Annotated in this window: 15 protein-coding genes; 5 read left to right on the forward strand and 10 right to left on the reverse strand. The window is 62.3% G+C overall.

Annotated elements, in window-relative coordinates:
* Positions 1-58 precede the first annotated feature (58 nt).
* Positions 59-1,606, forward strand: coding sequence for an adenylosuccinate synthetase (locus TSACC_RS01380; protein WP_075077613.1), 1,548 nt, complete (start codon positions 59-61; stop codon positions 1,604-1,606).
* Between the two features lie 64 nt (positions 1,607-1,670).
* Complete coding sequence (locus TSACC_RS01385; protein WP_075077614.1) at positions 1,671-4,061, forward strand: ATP-binding protein; 2,391 nt, start codon at positions 1,671-1,673, stop codon at positions 4,059-4,061.
* 10 nt (positions 4,062-4,071) lie between these two features.
* Here TSACC_RS01385 and TSACC_RS01390 read toward each other — a convergent pair whose 3' ends face one another.
* Genes TSACC_RS01390 through TSACC_RS01405 form a run of 4 tightly spaced genes read right to left on the reverse strand, consistent with a single transcriptional unit; the run spans position 4,072 to position 8,858 of the window.
* On the reverse strand, positions 4,072-6,312 hold the full coding sequence (locus tag TSACC_RS01390; protein ID WP_075077615.1) for an MlaD family protein: 2,241 nt from the start codon (positions 6,310-6,312) through the stop codon (positions 4,072-4,074).
* Entirely contained in the window at positions 6,309-6,803 is a 495-nt protein-coding gene (locus TSACC_RS01395) for a paraquat-inducible protein A (protein WP_075077616.1), read from the reverse strand. Before TSACC_RS01395 ends, TSACC_RS01390 begins: the two co-directional genes overlap by 4 nt.
* Positions 6,800-7,432, reverse strand: coding sequence for a paraquat-inducible protein A (locus TSACC_RS01400; protein ID WP_075077617.1), 633 nt, complete (start codon positions 7,430-7,432; stop codon positions 6,800-6,802). Before TSACC_RS01400 ends, TSACC_RS01395 begins: the two co-directional genes overlap by 4 nt.
* 31 nt (positions 7,433-7,463) lie before the next feature.
* Positions 7,464-8,858 carry a family 1 glycosylhydrolase gene (locus tag TSACC_RS01405; RefSeq protein ID WP_169809499.1) on the reverse strand — a complete coding sequence of 465 codons (1,395 nt, stop codon included), beginning with the start codon at positions 8,856-8,858 and terminating at the stop codon, positions 7,464-7,466.
* Positions 8,859-9,123: 265 nt separating this feature from the next.
* On the opposite strand from TSACC_RS01405, the gene TSACC_RS01410 reads away from it, so the two are divergent.
* From TSACC_RS01410 to TSACC_RS01420, 3 genes are read left to right on the forward strand one after another with little or no spacing between them, the layout of a single operon-like run.
* Positions 9,124-10,248, forward strand: coding sequence for a Re/Si-specific NAD(P)(+) transhydrogenase subunit alpha (locus TSACC_RS01410; RefSeq protein ID WP_075077619.1), 1,125 nt, complete (start codon positions 9,124-9,126; stop codon positions 10,246-10,248).
* Between the two features lie 2 nt (positions 10,249-10,250).
* Positions 10,251-10,532 carry an NAD(P) transhydrogenase subunit alpha part 2 gene (locus tag TSACC_RS01415; protein ID WP_075077620.1) on the forward strand — a complete coding sequence of 94 codons (282 nt, stop codon included), beginning with the start codon at positions 10,251-10,253 and terminating at the stop codon, positions 10,530-10,532.
* Positions 10,529-11,938, forward strand: coding sequence for an NAD(P)(+) transhydrogenase (Re/Si-specific) subunit beta (locus TSACC_RS01420; protein ID WP_075077621.1), 1,410 nt, complete (start codon positions 10,529-10,531; stop codon positions 11,936-11,938). Before TSACC_RS01415 ends, TSACC_RS01420 begins: the two co-directional genes overlap by 4 nt.
* A 59-nt stretch (positions 11,939-11,997) precedes the next feature.
* On the opposite strand, the gene glmM is transcribed toward TSACC_RS01420, so the two are convergent.
* The 6 genes from glmM to TSACC_RS01450 form a co-directional block, all read right to left on the reverse strand.
* The gene (gene glmM, locus TSACC_RS01425) at positions 11,998-13,377 is read right to left on the reverse strand and encodes a phosphoglucosamine mutase (protein ID WP_075077622.1); all 1,380 of its coding nucleotides are present in this window, start codon (positions 13,375-13,377) and stop codon (positions 11,998-12,000) included.
* A 52-nt stretch (positions 13,378-13,429) separates the two neighbouring features.
* On the reverse strand, positions 13,430-14,305 hold the full coding sequence (cdaA, locus tag TSACC_RS01430; RefSeq protein ID WP_075077623.1) for a diadenylate cyclase CdaA: 876 nt from the start codon (positions 14,303-14,305) through the stop codon (positions 13,430-13,432).
* Positions 14,298-15,134, reverse strand: coding sequence for a dihydropteroate synthase (gene folP / locus TSACC_RS01435; protein ID WP_075077624.1), 837 nt, complete (start codon positions 15,132-15,134; stop codon positions 14,298-14,300). The genes cdaA and folP overlap by 8 nt, the downstream gene beginning before the upstream one ends.
* Positions 15,131-16,441, reverse strand: coding sequence for a histidinol dehydrogenase (gene hisD / locus TSACC_RS01440; protein WP_075077625.1), 1,311 nt, complete (start codon positions 16,439-16,441; stop codon positions 15,131-15,133). The genes folP and hisD overlap by 4 nt, the downstream gene beginning before the upstream one ends.
* A 66-nt stretch (positions 16,442-16,507) precedes the next feature.
* A complete protein-coding gene (locus TSACC_RS01445; RefSeq protein ID WP_075077626.1) occupies positions 16,508-17,251 on the reverse strand; it encodes an exosortase-associated EpsI family protein in 744 nt (247 codons plus the stop codon).
* Complete coding sequence (locus tag TSACC_RS01450) at positions 17,241-18,293, reverse strand: exosortase/archaeosortase family protein (protein WP_169809500.1); 1,053 nt, start codon at positions 18,291-18,293, stop codon at positions 17,241-17,243. Before TSACC_RS01450 ends, TSACC_RS01445 begins: the two co-directional genes overlap by 11 nt.
* Positions 18,294-18,318 lie beyond the last annotated feature (25 nt).

Consider the following 18,318-nt stretch of genomic DNA (forward strand, 5'->3'; position numbering starts at 1 on the left):
CGGGTTCCGACTTCCGACTTTCGCAATCCGTGATTAGCTGTAACATTCCCGCTCCTTCATGGCCCTTACTCCGTTTTCCAGCCTGCTCATCGCCGATACCGGAATCTCCACCGGTGACGAAGGGAAAGGCCGCCTCATCCTCGAAATCATCGACGAACTCCGCGAATCGACCGGCAATCCGGACGCTGTCGCGGCGGTGATGAAAGTCAATGGCGGCTCCAACTCGGGACACTCCGTCGCCGATGTGAAGCTCAACCTCATCCCCGGCGGCGTGGTCGACACCACCCTCCCACACCTGCTCATCGGCTGCGGCGTCGTGGCCGATCCGCGCAAGTTCCTCTGGGAGGCCGCCTATGCCGAGTTGCATGGCTACCCGACCCTGAGCCGCCTGCGCATCGACGAGCGTACCCTCGTTTCCGACCTCTCCCACCGCCTGCTCGATCTGGCCTGGGAGGATTATCGCGTGCATGTCCTCAAGGAGGAGCCGCGTGGGTCCACCGGCCGCGGCATCACCCCGGCCTATACCGACGAGATCGCCCAGTTTCAGATCACCTACGCCGACTTCCGTTCGGAAAAGGCGGTCTTCGCCCGCAAGGTGCGCGCCCGTGCGGATCGCGCCGTGCGTGTGATTGAACATGTCTGCCAGCTCCGCCCGGAGCGCTGGCCGGAGCTTTTCGACACCCTTTCCAACGCCGAGACGCGCGCCAACAAGGAGACGATCGACGCGGGGATCTTCGCGGCGGAGGAGTTTGATTTCCGCAGCTTCAAGGGGCCGCAGCCTTTCACCCTCAATGTCGACCTGCTCGTCGACGCCTACTGGGAGGCGGGGCAAAAGCTCGTCGCCTGTGTGACTGACGTCCGCGAAATCGTCCTGCAAAGCGTCGAGGCGGGCCGCAGCATCATCGGCGAGTTCGGCCAGGCCTACTGGCTCGACAAGCGCCACGGCTTCCCGCCCAACGTCACGGCCTCGCACACCTTCACGCCCGAGTTTTTCCAATCGGCAGGTATTCCCGCCCAGCCTGTGCACACCATTGGGTGCTGCAAGGCTTACGATACGAAGGTCGGCACCCATGTCTTCCTCACCGAGCTGACCGACGAGCACCCGCTCGGTCGTACTCTGCGCCGCATTGAGTTTGGCTCGACCACGGGACGCCAGCGCATGGTCGGATGGTTCGATGCCGTGGAAAAGGGCGACGCCCTCCGCTACGGCGGCTACCAGGATCTCGCGCTCAACAAGCTCGACGCCCTCTCCTACGGCGGCGATTGGACGGAAGGCGAACTCGCCATCTGCGTCGCCTACGAGGCTCCGGACGGCACCCGCGTTTCGCATGTCCCGCGCGACGATGCTTTCCGCCGTACGCTGAAGCCTGTCTACAAGATGCTCCCCGGCTGGAGCGAAGATCTCTCCGGCATCCGCCGTTACGCCGATCTGCCCGCTGCCGCCCGCCGCTACGTCGCGGAGGTGATGGCCGCGATCGTGAATATCGCCTACGGCGAAAACCGCCCGTCGGTATTGCCCAATCTCCGTTATATTGGAGTCGGCCCGCTCCGCAGCCAGATCATCAAGGATGTCCCGACAACAGGGGAACTCCTGAGCTCGCTATAGGGCGTATTCCCTAAGTGGCAAAGGGCTTGAGAGACGATCGAGCCCCGCTTAGCGTGCAAGGTTCATGCCGGGCACGCGATTCACGTCATTCCGCGCACAAGGGCTTCGGGCTATCGCCACTTCGGCGGGGCTATTCGGAGTCCTCGGCGGCTTTTTGACCTTGCTTGGCTGGGCGCTCGATGTCCCATGGATGACGGACTGGCTGCGCAGCGGCATTAGCATGTTTCCGAATGCCGCGATCTGCGGGATGCTTACGGGCACGGCTTTGATCGTCCTGGCTTGGAGTGGGCACAGCCGGATGCTCAGGAGCCTTTCGAGGCTGGCTGCACTGCTTTGTGCGCTCCTCAGCGGGCTGGTGCTTTACCAACACCTTGCCGACGTCAATCTGGGTATCGATACGGCTCTTATCTCCCGCTCGTGGGGGCAAAAAGCCAGCGCCGCCCCGATGCGGATGGGTATTCCGGCCAGCGTTTCGTATCTGATCCTGGGAATAGCTGTGTTCCTGGCATCATGGAATGGGCTCGCCCGACGCATTGCCTCCCTTCTCGCACTGGGTACAGTGGCTGTCGTCTCGCTCTCGCTCATGGGCTACTGGTTTGGCGCGGATCAGCTCTTCGGTATCGCGCACTATACCGCCATCGCCTTTCAGACAGGACTCATCATTTTTGTCCTGAGTGTGGCCATCATCGCCGTGATCCCCGAGTACGGTCTCGCCGAGATGCTCCTGCGAGAGGATGCGGGAGGAGTTGCTGCCCGCCGGCTGCTGCTCCCCATCGTCATCATCCCACCCGTGATCGGATGGCTGCAAATCATCGGCCGGCAGTATGAGATCTACGATGTGGCCTTTGGCACTGCGGTGCGCACGCTGTGTGAGACGGCCCTGTTCTTCCTGCTGCTCTGGTGGACAGTCAATACCATCAGCAGTCAGGCCTCTGTCGCCCGGCAGGCCCGATCCGCCCTGCGAGTGCTGGACGAGCGATTCACCCGCTTCATGGAGTCCGTGCCCGGCCTCGCCTGGATCAAGGATGCCGATGGCCGCTACGTCTTTGCCAACGAATCCGCCCTCAAGGCCTTCCGGTTATCCCGGACCGAACTCTATGGTCGCACGGATGCCGATGTATTTTCTCCCGAGACAGCGGCGACCTTCATGACCAATGACCGCCGGGCGATGTTATCGGGCGAGGGCATTCAGGTGATCGAGAAACTGGAGCACGGCGACGGTGAACATCATTCGCTCGTGGCGAAGTTTCCCATCGAGGAACCCGGCTCGCCCCGCCCATTCGTCGGTGGCATCGCCATCGACATTACCGATCGCATCCGGGCCGAGGAGGCGCTGAAGCTGGCCGACCGCCGCAAGGATGAATTCCTCGCCACCCTCGCGCATGAGCTGCGCAACCCCCTCGCGCCGATTCGCTACGCCGTGCAGCTCATCGCGCAACCCGGGGTGGATCGCTCCACGCTGCAATACGTCCATGGCGTCATCGACCGTCAGGTCGGCCACATGGTGCGCCTGCTCGAGGATCTGCTCGACATGTCCCGCATCTCCTACGGGAAGCTGGAACTGCGCAAGGAGCGCGTCGAATTGTCCGTCATAGTAAACTCCGCCCTCGAGGCCAGCCGTCCTGTCATCCAGGCCGCCGGACATGAACTGATCGTTGAAATGCCGCCAGAGCGCGTCGTGCTCGAAGCGGACCCGGTGCGGCTCGCCCAGGTGTTTTCCAACCTGCTCAACAACGCTTCGAAGTTTACCACGGCCCGGGGACGTATCGTCTTTTCCGTACGTTGTGAAGACGGCGCGGTTTCAGTCTCCGTATCCGACAATGGCATCGGCCTTACTCAGGAGTCGCTGCACACGATTTTTGACATGTTCTCCCAGGTGCACCGCGGCGGTGTGCAGTCGGGCCTCGGCATCGGCCTCGCGCTCGTCAAGGGTCTGCTCGATCTCCACGGATCCACCATCGAGGCCGCGAGCGAAGGTCCGGGGCAGGGCAGCCGGTTTACAGTACGTATTCCCTTGCCCAAGACCCCGCTTGAGATTGCTTCGCCCGATGCGCTGCCCGTGGTGCATGTTTCCCAGACCTTGAAGATCCTCGTTATCGACGACGTGCGAGACATCGCAGACAGCATCTCCAGCCTGTTGCGCAGCATGGGATACGATGCGCATACAGCCTACGGCGGCGATGAAGGACTCGCCGAGGCGGATGCGTTTCGTCCGGACGTCATCCTCCTCGACATCGGTATGCCGGGGCGGGATGGTCACCAGGTCTGCCGGGAGATACGCAAGCAGACCTGGGGGGGATCGATTTACATCATAGCGATCACCGGCTGGGGCCAGGAGTCCGACCGCCGCCTTTCCCGCGAAGCCGGGTTCGACGAACATCTCGTCAAACCCGTCGATGTCTCAAAACTCGTCGACCTTATCGAGCAAGCCCGCGGCTCGCGGGCCACAGGCTGAAAACCGCGCTCTACTTCTGCCGGAGCGGCTTGCCGAGTTCAAAGACCTGGCCGGGCTTGGCCGGAGGGCCGGGCTTGTCGGGATTGCCGAAGGCGATACGGCCTGCGATGCCGGCCAGCGTTGGCGCGTCGACCTTCAGGCGGAGGAAGCCGATCTTGGCTTCAGGTTCGCTGGCGTTCCAGAAGACGGAGTTCTGGCGTACGAGGTCGCGGTACTTCGGATCGATCACGACGGTCAGGAGGACGCGATCGTTGTCGGGTGACAGGGTCTTGGTCGTGACATCGCCCACCTTCACATCGCGGTAGAGGACCTGTGCACCGAGGCCGACAGTCGTGGCCGGAGTGGATATCTTGATCGTGAAGCCGCTGGCCTCGGCCAGGGAGGGATCCGTGATCATGCGGCCGGAGAAGACATTCCCATAACCGCCGGAGCCGGGGATGCAGTCAATATACACTCCGCTGATGATGGTCTCGAGACCGGAGATGCCTTGCAGGGAGATCTGCGGCTCCACCAGGGAGAAGATCGATCCCTCGCGGCGCAGCTCCTCATATCCCGGCTGGATGCGGGCGATCACCTCGACACGGCCGCGGTCCGTGCGTACTTCATCGACCAAACCGACGCGCACGCCAAGGTAGCGGAGTTCCGTGCGGCCAGGCAGGATGCCCTGGGCGCTGGCGAAGCGGATGCGGATCGGAGCGGAGGTCGCACGGGCCGAGGCCTCGTCGGCGTAAAGCTGGTATCGCTGTCCGGCCTGGACGGGTGAACCCGATGTGCCGAAGTTGTCGAAGGTCACTCCGCCGTTGAGGAGTGAGGTAATACCCTCCACGTGAATGTTGATCACGCCTGGCCCGGCCATCGCGGAGGTGGCGGGGGTGCGCCAGAAACGAGAGGTGCTCATGAGCGCGGATTGAAACTCTGGCTTGATCGAGGCGATAAGTGCCGGCTCGCCATTCGAGGTGAGAGTCTTTTCCTTGATCGCGCCGGCCACGAGGCCGCGATAATACACCGGCGCGCCGGCTTCGATCGTGGGCAGATTGCTCGCCGTGAGCGTCACGAGCAGATCGTTCTGCCGGGCTGCGGGATTGCCCACCGTGATCCCGGCAAATGTCGTCGCGGGTTCACCCTCGCCAGCTTTGCACTCGATGTACGGACCCGTAATGATGGCGTCGAGTCCTATGACGCCGTCCAGGTTCACCGTCGGGCGCACGAGGGTGAACTGCGACTGCTTGGCCGCGAGGAAGTCGTAGGTTGGTTCCAGTCGGGCGGTGGCGACAGCCACCTCGGAGCCGGAGGGAATGGCGACCTTGGTGATGATCCCGACGGGTTGCCCGAGGTACATGATCCGCGTCTGGTCGGCGACGATGCCGCGCGAATCTTCAAACTCGATGTTGATCTTCTTTCCCGACGCGCGTGCCGTGGACTCGTCGGAAAGCAGCTCAAATTCCTTCCCGTCATCGACGGGCTGGCCAGTGATCCCGAAGTTATCAAAGGCGATACCTCCCTGGATGAGAGATTCCAGCCCGGCGATGCTGAGAGAGAGGCCGCCTGGGCCGGCCTTGAGCGAGGTTGCCGGGATCAGCCAAAACCGCGAAGCATCAGTGACCATCTGAGCGTGGTTTTCGTCGATCACGACCTGCACGTAGGGGCGACCATCCGTGTCGATGTCCTTCTCCACGACCCAGCCGACGGGTACGCCGAGGTGGTAGATTGGCGAACCATGGTCGACCATCGGGATGGAATCTGCGTGCAGCTTGATGAGGAGCGTCGGTGCGTCGAGCGGTGAGAGCGGGGCTTTGGCCAGGCCGGCAAAGCGCGTCTCATAATTGCCATTGCCGGGACGCTGCCGGGCGCGGATCGAGTTGCCCTGGATGATGGCCTCCAGGCCGGTGAGCTGCTGGAGGGAAACGACGGGCTTTTCGATCCAGTAGTCCGTATTTGACCGGGCGAGCGAGGTGGCAAAGGCTTTCAATCGCACGGAGACGATCACGCCGTTGAGCTTGGGATCGAGATGCACGGCAGTGACCTTGCCTGCATGGACGCCGCGAAAGACGAGAGGTGTTTTGCCCGCTTCGATGCCCGGGGCTTCCGGGAACGCGATATGAATCTCCGGCCCCTCTTCGCGCCAGTTGTTCCAAAACAACCACGCAGTCGCGGCGGCAGCGATGATGGGGAACACCCAGGCCCAAGGGAACGTCCTGCGGGTGGCGACGATTTCTCCGGCGTCTTCTTTGTCGATGGGTGCTTTGCTCATGTGGTGCGGCGGTCTTTCCAGATCAGTGAAGGGTGATAAATCTCGGCCGCGAAGAGCGTGCATAGCAGCACGGCGGCGAAAAACAGTCCTCCCGGCTCGGCCTTGACGCTGGCGAGAATGCCGAGCTGGCCAACGGCGGTGAGCACGGAGAGGAGAAAAATGTCGATCATCGACCAGGATCCGACCTGGTGGAGGATGCGGTACATGGTAGTGCGCTGACGGCGCAGCTCGCTCGACCCATGCAGGAGCAATATCCAGCTCAACACGGCGAGCTTCAGGAACGGGACGACGATGCTGGCGAGAAATACGACTGCTGCCACGGGCATGAGGCCGGAGTCGTAAAGTTCCTCCACGCCTCCCATGATGGTCAGCGGCTCGACTTGCCCCGTGATCGTGATCGTCATCACAGGCAGGATATTGGCGGGGATGTAAAGGATGAGTCCGGCCACGACGAGAGAGCGAGCCATGCTCAGGCGCGTCTCGTCCGTCATGGTCTGCCCTCCAGTCTTCGCTCGGCGGAGTCTTCGTCAAAGACCCGGGACAGCCCGAGGGAGACCGCCGCCAGCAGGACGATCCAGCCGATGCCGACCTTCCACGCGACCGTGCCGATCATGTCGAGCTTCACCACGGCCACCACGCAGGCGATGGCAAAGACCGGAATGAGACTCCAGGACTCCATGAACCCCGCCACGTGCAGGGCAAAGCGCCCCGCCGGAAGCTTCCAGCCCAGGCAGCAGGCGGACACATAGGCGACCGAGGCAAAATACAAAGCGGGCGCCGCGATGGCGCAGAAAATCACGAGTACGGAGATCGGCCAGTACCCTTGATCGATCAGTTTCTGGCCTCCGGTGATGATGAGATTGGACTGGGTGTTGCCAGCCACGGCGAAGGTCATGATAGGGTACACATTGGCCAGCAATGCCATGCATACGCCGGTCATGCCGAGGGCGCAGGAGGCGTGGAAGGAATCGTCCGTGCGGTGGATCATCACAACCTCGCCGCAGCGCTTGCAGCGCAGCGACTCGCCGCGCTTGAGCACACGCTCCCGGATCGAGACTCCGCACGTCCGGCAGGAAAGCCATCCGGCCTCCTTGTCGGGACTCGTGGTGCGGGGTCTCATTTCACGGTGCTATCCTCCTTGCGGGGATGAGTCAGTTCTTCTTCGGTGGCTCCTTGTCGAAGCCGTGGCGGTGCTCGATTTTCGGGACGGATCCGACCGTGCGGTGATCCTTGATCACGTCGGCAAACCAGTTCGCCGAGGGCTTGAGGATGCGGTCCTTCGTATCGGGGTCCATGTGCGAGAGGCCGAAGGTGGCGGTGTAACCCCAGTGCCACTCGTAGTTGTCGGCGAGCGACCAGGTGAAGTACCCACGCACGTCATAGCCGTCCTGGATGGCGCGGCCGATCTCGTGGAGGTGATTCTGGAGATACCAGATGCGCTTGGAGTCGTTCGACGTGGCGATGCCGTTCTCGGTGATCATCATCGGCTTGCCGTAGCGATCGCCTACGCGCTTGATCTCGTCGTAGATGCCCTTTGGGTTGATGACCCAGCCCATCATGGTGAAGTGCTTGCCGCGCATGGATGGCCCGGCCAGCAGGGTGAGCGGTCCGGGAGCCTGCGAGTAGTAGTAGTTGATGCCGAGGATATCGCAGACATCATAGATGCGGTCGAGGTGATCCGTGTTACCATGGATCATCGTGTTGTAAATCAACCCGCCCGGGTCGAGCGGGGCGCGCTGCCACCACGGCAGGGCCTCGACGCTCACGATCTTGGCGGAGGGTTTGATCTCCTTCACGATCTTCGCCGCATCGCGGAACATCGCTGTGCTCGCGTCGATCGCCTTCCAGTAGTGCCCGATGGCCAGGGTCATGGCCGGGGGCCACTGGCCCACGATGTAGGCCGTCGTGATCTGGCCGTTGGGCTCATTCTGCGGCGCGTAGTATTTCACATACGGCGACGTCGCCTTGACCATCTTCTCGACGTAAGCCTTCCAGCGTTCGCGGGCGAGAGGGTGCAGCCAGTTGGAGTTGCCGGGGTTCTTCTTGTCGTAGAGCCAGTCGGGGAAGGTGAAGTGCCACAGGCAAACGACTGGCTCGATGCCCATTTCCTTCAGCTTGCGGGCCATGCGGACGTAACCCTGGATGGCCTCCTCGTTATAGACCCCGGGCTGCGGCTCGACGCGGGCCCACTCGATGCTGAACCGATAGTGCGTCGGACGGATCTTTTTCAGCGCCGCGAGATCCTTGTCGAAGTCGCTCCAGCTATACAGAGCATTGCCGCGCGGCGGGGCCTTGTGCTGACTCACCAGCACGTCCCAGTCGGTGGAGAAGTAATCCTTGTCACCCGGTTTTACTGCCGGGTCCTCATACTGGTAGCTCGCTGTTGAAATGCCCCAGGCAAACTTCTCCGCCATTTTCGGAGAGGGCCGGCCGGAGACCTTGGGAGTCGGATCAAATTTACCGAGAGGGTTGATCGGGTTGACGCAGCCGGACAGCAAGGTGGCGCAGGCAAGACCGACCGCGAGGGTGAGCCGTGTTGGATTCATGGAGATTGGTTTGTATTCCCTAACGTTTCCGCTGGCGGTCGCGCTATCCACTTCGAGCAACACGACCGGAGGCTCCTTCATGCACGATGGACCCTCTCGGGGGCGGATTCTGTCCATGCGCCACCTGAGGCGTCAATCCGCAAAGCGCGTCCGGGCAGAGGGTTGAAACGAAACTAAACGAAAGGGGGAAAGCCAATCGGCGGATGCATTGCAGCAAGCGAGGGGTATACCCGGGAACCGATTCTTCTATGATGGACGGTCTGGAATGAAGATTTCATCCCCCAAAGAATCTCACCCTGGGGAGACACGGGCTCCGCTCACGCCTGACAGCGTAGCCAAGCTCGTCAAACTCGGCGCCGAGGTATCGGTCGAGGCTGGCATAGGGCTGCCCGCAGGTTTCCCCGATGAGATGTATGCCAAGGCTGGCGCGACGATATCGACGGATCGCGCCTCGCTCCTGAGCTCCGCCGATATCGTCCTGCGATTGCGCAAGCCGCCCATGGAGGAGATCGATCTTCTCAAGCCCGGCAGCCTGCACCTCAGCCTCCTCGACCCATTCAACGAGAAGGAGTTGCTGGCGAAGTTTGCCGCTCGCGGGGTCAGCGCGATCAGCATGGAGTTCGTTCCCCGCACCACCCGGGCGCAGAAAATGGATGTGCTTTCCTCGCAGGCGAATCTCGCCGGTTACGAGGCCGTCATCCTCGCTGCCCGCTACTCCAACAAGATTTTCCCCATGATGACCACTGCCGCCGGGACCATTCTCCCGGCGCGGGTCTTCATCATTGGCGTGGGCGTCGCCGGTCTCCAGGCCATCGCCACCGCCAAGCGCCTCGGCGCGAAGGTCACCGCCTACGACACCCGCCCCGTGGTGGAGGAGCAGGTGAAGTCGCTCGGCGCGCAGTTCCTCAAGGTCGATCTCGGCGAGACCGGCCAGACGAAGGACGGCTACGCCAAGGCGCTCACCGACGAGCAGATCCAGAAGCAGCGCGATACCATGACGAAGACCTGCTCCGAGTCGGATATCGTCATCACCGCCGCGCAGGTCTTTGGCCGTCGCGCTCCCATCCTCCTCACCAGTGCGATGGTTGCCGCCATGAAACCCGGCAGCGTCGTCGTCGACCTCGCGGTCGAGACCGGCGGCAATGTCGAGGGCATCGAATACGACCAGGTGACCACTCGTGATGGCGTGCTCCTCGTCGGGACGGCGAACCTCCCCGGTCGCGTTCCTTTTCACGCCAGTCAGGTCTACGCTGCCAACCTCGTCGGCTTGCTCGAGGAGTATTGGGACAAGAAGGAGAAGACCTTCACCCTCAACCTGGAGGACGAGATCATCCGCGGATGCCTCGTCACCCACGGCGGTCGCATCGTGAACGAAAAACTCAGCTCATAGCCATGGATACCAACGTCCTGTTTATCTTCATCCTCTCGGTTTTCGTGGGCTTCGAGGTCATCTCGAAGGTTCCCTCGATGCTGCACACGCCGCTCATGTCCGGCACCAACGCCATTCACGGCATCATCCTCTTCGGCGGCATCCTCGTGCTGGCCGGGGCGGACAGCCTGCTCGTGCAGGTGCTCGGCTTTGTCGCCGTGGTCTTCGGCTCTGCCAACGTGTTTGGCGGTTTCATGGTCACGGATCGCATGCTCCAGATGTTTCGAAAGAAAAAATCCCAATGAGTTCTCCCCTGGCTCTCGTCTTTATCGGCGCGTCCGTCCTCTTCATCCTCGGCATCAAGTTCCTGAGTTCGCCCAAGACGGCGCGGCTCGGCAACCTCGTGGCTGCTGGCGGAATGCTCGTCGCGCTCCTCGCTTTGCACAAGCCGGAGGGCGGCTCGGTCTGGCTCTCGGGGTGGAATACCAACTTCACCCTCATCATCGTCGGCATCATCGTCGGCCTCGGCATCGGCGCGCTCGGCGCGTACTCGGTCAAGATGACCGCGATGCCCCAAATGGTCGCTCTGTTCAACGGCCTCGGCGGCGGCGCTGCGGCGCTGGTCGGTGGGCTGGAGTTCATGCACGGCACGCATGGTGGCCTCCCGGCCTTCATCGCGGGAGCGATGCTCTTTGCCACGCTCATCGGCTCGCTGTCCTTCTCCGGCAGCGCCATCGCCTACCTGAAGCTGGAGGGGAAATTTGAAAAGCCCTTCACTTTCCCGGGCCAGAATTTCGTGAATGGACTGATCCTCCTCGCGATCCTGACCCTCTGCGGTTGGCTGACCTTCAACTCAACCGGCAGCATCGCCGTCGCGATCCTCGCGGTCGTGGCTGTGCTCGCCCTCATCTTTGGCGTTGCCATGGTGATGCCGATCGGTGGCGCGGACATGCCGGTCGTGATCTCGCTGCTGAACTCCTTCACCGGCCTCGCCGTGGCGGCGGATGGCTTTGCCATCAACAATCTCGCCATGATCGTGGCGGGTACGCTGGTGGGTTCCTCTGGCACGCTGCTCACCCTGCTCATGTGCAAGGCGATGAATCGCCCGGTGACGAATGTCCTCTTCGGCGCGTTTGGGTCCGGCAGCTCCGCCAAGGGTGGAGGCGAAGGCGTCACCGGCACGATCAAGCCCATCCAGGCCGACGAGGCCGCCGTGCTTCTGGCCTACGCCCAGCGCGTGGTGGTCGTGCCCGGTTACGGCATGGCCGTGGCCCAGGCGCAGCATCAGGTGCGCGAGCTGAGCGACGAACTCGGCCAGCGCGGCGTGGAGGTGCAGTTTGCCATTCACCCCGTTGCGGGCCGCATGCCCGGCCACATGAACGTGCTGCTCGCTGAGGCCAATGTGCCGTACGACCAACTCTGCGAAATGGAGGTGATCAATCCCTCCATGGATCGCGTCGACGTGTGTCTCGTCATCGGGGCCAACGACGTGGTGAACCCGGCAGCCCGCGAGGACAAATCGAGTCCCATCTACGGCATGCCGATCATCGACGCCGATCACTCTAAGACCGTGATCGTGATGAAGCGCTCCATGGCGGCGGGCTTCGCCGGTATCGAGAACCATCTCTTCTACCGCGACAACACCCGCATGCTCTTCGGCGACGCCAAAGCATCCCTCAACGAACTCGTCGCCGCCGTAAAGGCCAACTGACCCGGTTTTCACCATGAAAATCGAAAGGCGAACTTTCGATTTTCATGGTTGTCGGGACTCTACACCCCGATTGTGCTGGTGAGTTCCCCGGCGATGCGGTCGGCGTGGGAGTTGATCACGTCTTGTTCGCGGCCTTCGATGAGGAGGCGGATTTTCGGTTCCGTGCCGGAGTAGCGCAGCAGGACGCGGCCCTTGCCGTCGAGCGCCTTTTCGGCTTCGACCAGCAGGGTTTGCACGCCGGTCAGCTCCTCCAGCGGAGGCTTCACTCGCACCTTGAGGTTGCGCTGGGCCTGCGGGTATTTGCGGAGGACCTTCTTCAGTTCGCTCAGCGGCTTCCCGGTTTCGATCATGATGCGCAGCACCTGAAGCGCACTCACGATGCCGTCGCCCGTCGTGGCGAAATCGCGGAAGATCATGTGGCCGCTCTGCTCGCCGCCGACATTGTAGCTCTCGCGCATCATCTCCTCGATGACGTAACGGTCGCCCACTTTGGTGCGCAGGACGCGTCCGCCGTGAGCCTCGAGGGTTTCGTCGAGGCCGAAGTTGCTCATCACCGTGGCGACGAGCGTGTTGCCGATAAGGCGGCCGTGCTTGAGAAAATCCACCGCCGCGATGGCCATGATCTCGTCGCCGTCGACGAGCTCGCCATTTTCATCGCAGAGCAGCGCGCGGTCCGCGTCGCCGTCGTGGGTGATGCCCACATGCGCGCCGGATTCCTTCACGAGACGCTGAATCTCAGCAGGGTGCGTGCTGCCGCAGTTTTCGTTGATGTTCGTCCCGGTCGGCTCGTAGTGGGCGATGATCGAGTCCGCCCCGAGCTCTCGCAGAATCCAGGGCGTGCTCTTGTAGGCTGCGCCGTTGGCGCAATCGACCGCGATCTTGAGCGATTCCAGCGTGAGACCTGCGGGGAAGCTGCGTTTCGCAAACTCCACATACCGGCCCAGCGCGTCGTCGATGCGGCGGGCCTTGCCGATCTTGCCGGCGGTCGGGCGGATGTTCTCGATCTCGCCGCTGAAGACGAGCCGCTCGATCTGGGCCTCGACCTTGTCGTCGAGCTTGTACCCGTCGTGGCGGAAGAACTTGATGCCGTTGTCCTCGTACGGATTGTGCGAGGCGGAAAGCACGATGCCCGCGTCCGCGCGGAGTGACCGGGTGATATAGGCCACGCCGGGAGTCGGCAACGGCCCGATCAGCATGACATCCACGCCGAGCGACGTGATGCCGGCGACCATGGCGTTTTCCAGCATGTAGCCGGAGAGCCGGGTGTCCTTGCCGATGACGATGGTGGGTTTGGTGCCGGGCCGCGCCTGATGGCGGGTCTGGCTGAAAATGTGGGCCGCCGCACGGCCCAGCTTGAGGGCGGTCTCGGCGGTTACGGGTTCGATATTCGCCACTCCGCGCACCCCGTCGGTGCCGAAGAGCTTGCGTTGATCACTCATGAATAAAAAAAATTACCGCGAGCTGCGTGCGGATTGAGGGGCTTCCTCCCGCTCAGGACGCCAGGGGATTTTCTGGACGTTCTGCTGGATCAGATACCACAGAGCGGTCGCGAGCAGGACGCACGTGAGCTTGGGTTTCCAGTTTTTCAGGATTACTTCTTTGATCGTCATCGTGCAGGAGGAGCTGGCTAAGGCGGCGGCGGAACTTGTCCACGCTCAGGTTGCGCTCAAGCAGGCCGCTGTGACAAATGGAAACCTGACCGGTTTCCTCGGAAACGACAATCGCCACGGAGTCCGACTGCTCGCTCAGGCCGAGCGCGGCGCGGTGGCGGAGACCCAGGTTGCGGTCGAGATCCTCGCGCTGGGTGAGAGGGAAGATGCAGGCGGCGGCGACCACGCGGTCGTTGCGCACGACCATGCCGCCATCGTGCAGTACCGTCTTGGGCTGGAAAATGGTGAGGACGAGTTCTTTCGAGTAGTCGGCGTCGATCTGCACCCCCGTCTCGGTGAAGGGTTGCAGGCCGATTTCGCGCTCTACCGCCAGCAGCGCGCCGAAGCCCTTGCTGGACAGCTCGAAGACCGTGTCCGTGATGTCCTCGATGGTCTCGCGTTTCTCGAAGGCCGAGGTGAAAAACGGATGACTCCCGAGGTCGGTCAGCGCGCGCCGCAATTCCGGCTGGAAGATCACGACCAGCGCGATGGCCAGGAAGACGGACAGGCTGCGGATGATCCACCCGATGACCTCGAGGTTGAACACCTGCGAGATGAAGGTGAGCGTGAGGAAGATCAGCGCGAGACCGATGAGGATGCGCGCGCCGTGGGTGCCCCGTAGGTAGATGTAAATGTAGTACAGGACAACGGCGAGGATGCCGATCTCCAGCGGAGTCCTCCAGTGCTGCCCGACAAAGGAGCCGATCGCCTCAAGCATGGAGTATCGCCTCCGTCATGCGCAGCGCCTCGCGGTGCGGCTTGGGTTCGTGGACGCGGAAGATATGCGCCCCAGCCTCGCGGCAAAAACTGGTGACGGCCACGGCGGGCCAGGCGCGATCCTCCATCGCTGCGGTGCCGGTGATGCGGCCAAGGAAGGACTTGCGCGACACTCCGATGAGCACCGGGCGGTCGAGCTCGGCCAGCCGACCGGTTTCACGCAGCAACGCGAGATTGTGCTTCTGCGTTTTGCCGAAGCCAATTCCTGGGTCGATCGCCAGCCTTTCCGCCGCCATGCCGTAGCTTAGGGCGAGGGAAATGCGCTGTCTAAGAAATTCCCGCACCTCCGCCACAACATCTTCATAGTGCGGAGCCACTTGCATGGTGCGGGGTTCCCCCTGCATGTGCATGAGGACGATCCCGGCTCCGCTGCGGGCGGCGACTTCCGCCATGGCCGGGTCTCCGGTGAGTCCGGTCACGTCGTTGATGATGTCGGCTCCGGCTTTCACCGCTTCGTCGGCGACGAGGGCCTTGGAGGTGTCGATGGAAATCAGCACATCGCTCTCGGCGCGGATGGCGCGAATGACCGGACAGACGCGGCGGAGTTCCTCCTCGACGGAAACGGATTCCGAGCCGGGGCGGGTGGATTCCCCGCCCACGTCGATGATGTCCGCGCCGTCGGCGATCAGCTCTCGGGCGTGATCCAGGGCCGCCGCCGCGTCGAAGTAGCTCCCTCCGTCCGAGAACGAATCCGGCGTGACATTGAGCACGCCCATGATGAGTCCATGGCGGGAGAGGTCGGCAACGCCGCGGCGGTGCTGCCAGATCATTTCTTCTTGGCGGCCTTCTTCGTCTTTTGCACGCGGATCGAGGCGGAACGCCCATGGGCATCGAGTCCTTCGATCTTGCTGAACGTCTCGATGATCGGCACCGAGGCCTTGAGCGAAGGCTCGTCAAACATCACCACGCTCGTGCGGCGCTGGAACTGGTCGGCGGTCAGGCCGGCGAAGGACTTGCCTGCGCCGCCGGTCGGCAGTTCGTGGCTCGGTCCCGCGAGGAAATCACCGCCCACCACGGGCGAGATGCCGCCCATGAAGATCGCGCCAGAGGAGTTCAATTGCAGGGCGATTTCGCCCGGGCGCTTCGTTGCGATGGAAACGTGCTCGGAGGCAAACTCATTGGCGAGGCGGATGGATTCGTCGAGGTCCTTTGTCTGGATGAGCGTCGTGTGGGCGAGGGCCTCGGCCAGCTGCTTCGGGCGCTGGGAGAGTTTCACCTGCGCATCGACGGCCTTGCCGACTTTCTCAATCAGTTCGGCGTCGTCCGTGAGCAGCACGGCGATACTGCCGTGGCCGTGCTCGGACTGCGCCAGCAAATCGGCGGCGATCCACTCGGGATTTGCCCACTTGTCCGCGATCACGAGCACCTCGCTCGGTCCGGGCAGCAGGTCGATGGCGGCCACGCCGAAAACCTGGCGCTTCGCCTCGACGACCCAGGAGTTGCCGGGGCCGAAGATCTTCTGCACCGGGCGGATCGTCTTCGTCCCATAGGCCAGCGCCGCCACGGCTTGGGCTCCGCCCACGCGGTAAATCTCATGCGTGCCGCACGCGGCCAGCGCCGCCAGCAGGGCGGGATGCACCTTGCCCTCCTTGTCGGCGGGGGTCACGGCCACGATCTCGGGCACGCCAGCCGCCTCGGCCAGCGCGCAGGTCATGATCGCGCTGGAGACGAGCGGCGCAGTGCCGCCCGGGATGTAAATGCCTACGCGCGGGAAGGGGTCGAAACGCTCTCCAACCACGGCGCCCTGCTTGTTCTTGGTGAACCAGCTTTTGCGCAGGCTCTTCTTGGCAAAGGTGCGGACATTGGTGCGGGCGGCCTTGATGGCGTCGCGCGTTTCCTTGTCGATGCTTGCCTGCGCGGCCACGATCTCGGCTGGGGTGACGTAAAGCTGCCCGACCTCGAGCTTGGGGCCGCCGAATTTCTCGGTGTACCGGATGAGGGCTGCGTCGCCCTCCGTCGCCACGGCGGCCACGACCTCCTCGACAGTGGCGCGGACGGCGGGATCGGGGATCGCACGGCGGTTGAGCCGTTGGAGTGCTTGAGCGTAGCCCCGGTCTTTCGGACGGAAAATCTTCATCGCAAACACATACGAAACGCCCCGGCCTTCGCCAAGGATGCGTTGCAGCTTTGCGCGGGAAGGGAGCTATTTGTTGAGTTTGACCTCCGGCTTGAGGAGCTCCGGGGCGACGTCGCCGATGAACTTCTTAAGCATGTCGAGCGTCTCCTCCTGGTTCTTCGCCCCTGGGACGAAGCCGTCGAGCACGTTGGCATTCACGATCACATAAGCCCAACGGTGGTTCACATTGTGAAAGACGCGGTCGAGGTCGGAACGCAGGATACGCTGCCAGTGATATGGGGTGGTCGAGTTCTTGCCGACGAACCAGTACAGGAAAAGCCCGGTGAGTTCTTTGCGCACGCCGGGCTGAACCTCGACCGGGCGTGAGATCACGAGCTTCATCACTGGCAGCACGCGACCATCGTCGAGCTTCACATCGATGACCTCGGCACTCTTTTTCGTCCATCCCTGGCCCGGCAGGCAGACCTCGGGGCGGTGAATGCTTCGCTTCTCGCCACCGGAAAGCACGATCTGGCAGTTTACTTCCTCGCCCTTGAAATTCTTGTAGTTCATTCGGGCAAACTGGGTGTCCGGCGGCAGGATGGCCTTTTCCACCGGCGTGATCTCCATCGATTTACCGACGAAGCTGCCGACTGTTTCTGGCAGCTGCATGATCACGCCGCCCTCGCTCGGGACGTTAATGTTGGGAGTATTCAGGCAGACGGCGATCACAATGCCGACGAGTGCCAGCACCACGGCGGCGCGAATACCCATGGCGATCGACCCCTTCACGGGATCGGTTTCGAGAAAGGAAGAGCTGCTAGTATTCATCCTGGCGGGGTTTGCGCGGGGCAGGCGCTTCATTTTTCGGAGTGGTCGGCGACGGCGGGGTATGCTTCAAGCCCGCAATCAGGCGATTCTTCAAGGCGACGAAATCCTGATTGAGCAACCAGCTCACGCCGAAAAGTCCGCCGAGGCCGACCGCAAAGACAATATAACCTGCAAGCTCGTGGAAGAATGACGGCTTCTCATTCGTGCCAATTGCAACCTCTGCACCCATGGCCAGCGTGCCAATCGTCAACATAAGGATGCGAATGAGATTTGCGAGGACGGCCAGGGGAATCGACGAAAGGAAGAGAAACCCCTGACGAACGAGTCCTTTTTGGGTGAGATGGGCGAAAAGCGCGGATACCATCATCAGGGCAAAGAGGGATCGAATACCGCTGCAAGCAGCTGCCACATCCACCGAGAATCGAGCTCCGATCGGGATGCCCGAGACCGGATCGGACGCGGAAAGGATGGAGCTTCCGCTCTTGACCGCTCCAATGCCGAGGAGATTCAACGCATGCACGCTGGCCTCGGACATCACGAGTCTCAGGGGCAGCGCCACCCAGTTGTCGAGAAAGGGCAGGGGATAAATGAAAACGAGAAATGCCCAGGCAAAGGCCAGCGTCCACATCCACTGGAGTCCGAAAAACCACAGGATCAGACCGGCGATGATGATCTGGAAGCTGATATAGCCCAGATAGACATTGTCCGCCTTGAACCCCACCCAATAGACCAGCAGACTCAGGATCACGACTGCCAGTCCCACCCATGAGCCGCGGATCGGTAACGCCGCCAGCTTCTGCCGCTGGACGTATACGAGAAAGCCGAAGGCAAAGGGAACCAGATAACAGTGCTGCCAGTCCTTCTGCCCGTCCGCGCTGGTGGTCGAATCCCAGATCCATTTCGCGAATTGCAGGATGTCGATGCGGGAGGAGCCGTAACCGGACGCAAAATTGACCCAGGCGAAAAGCACATACAGTACCGCGAGCGAGGTGAGAACCGCGATAGCGACTGGTACGTAGGGTTTGTAGCGGGAGAGAGTCACACGGGAGAGCGTTTGGCCCGCTGGC

Origin of the sequence: Terrimicrobium sacchariphilum, from assembly GCF_001613545.1 — a bacterium.
Classification (GTDB): Bacteria; Verrucomicrobiota; Verrucomicrobiia; order Chthoniobacterales; family Terrimicrobiaceae; genus Terrimicrobium; species Terrimicrobium sacchariphilum.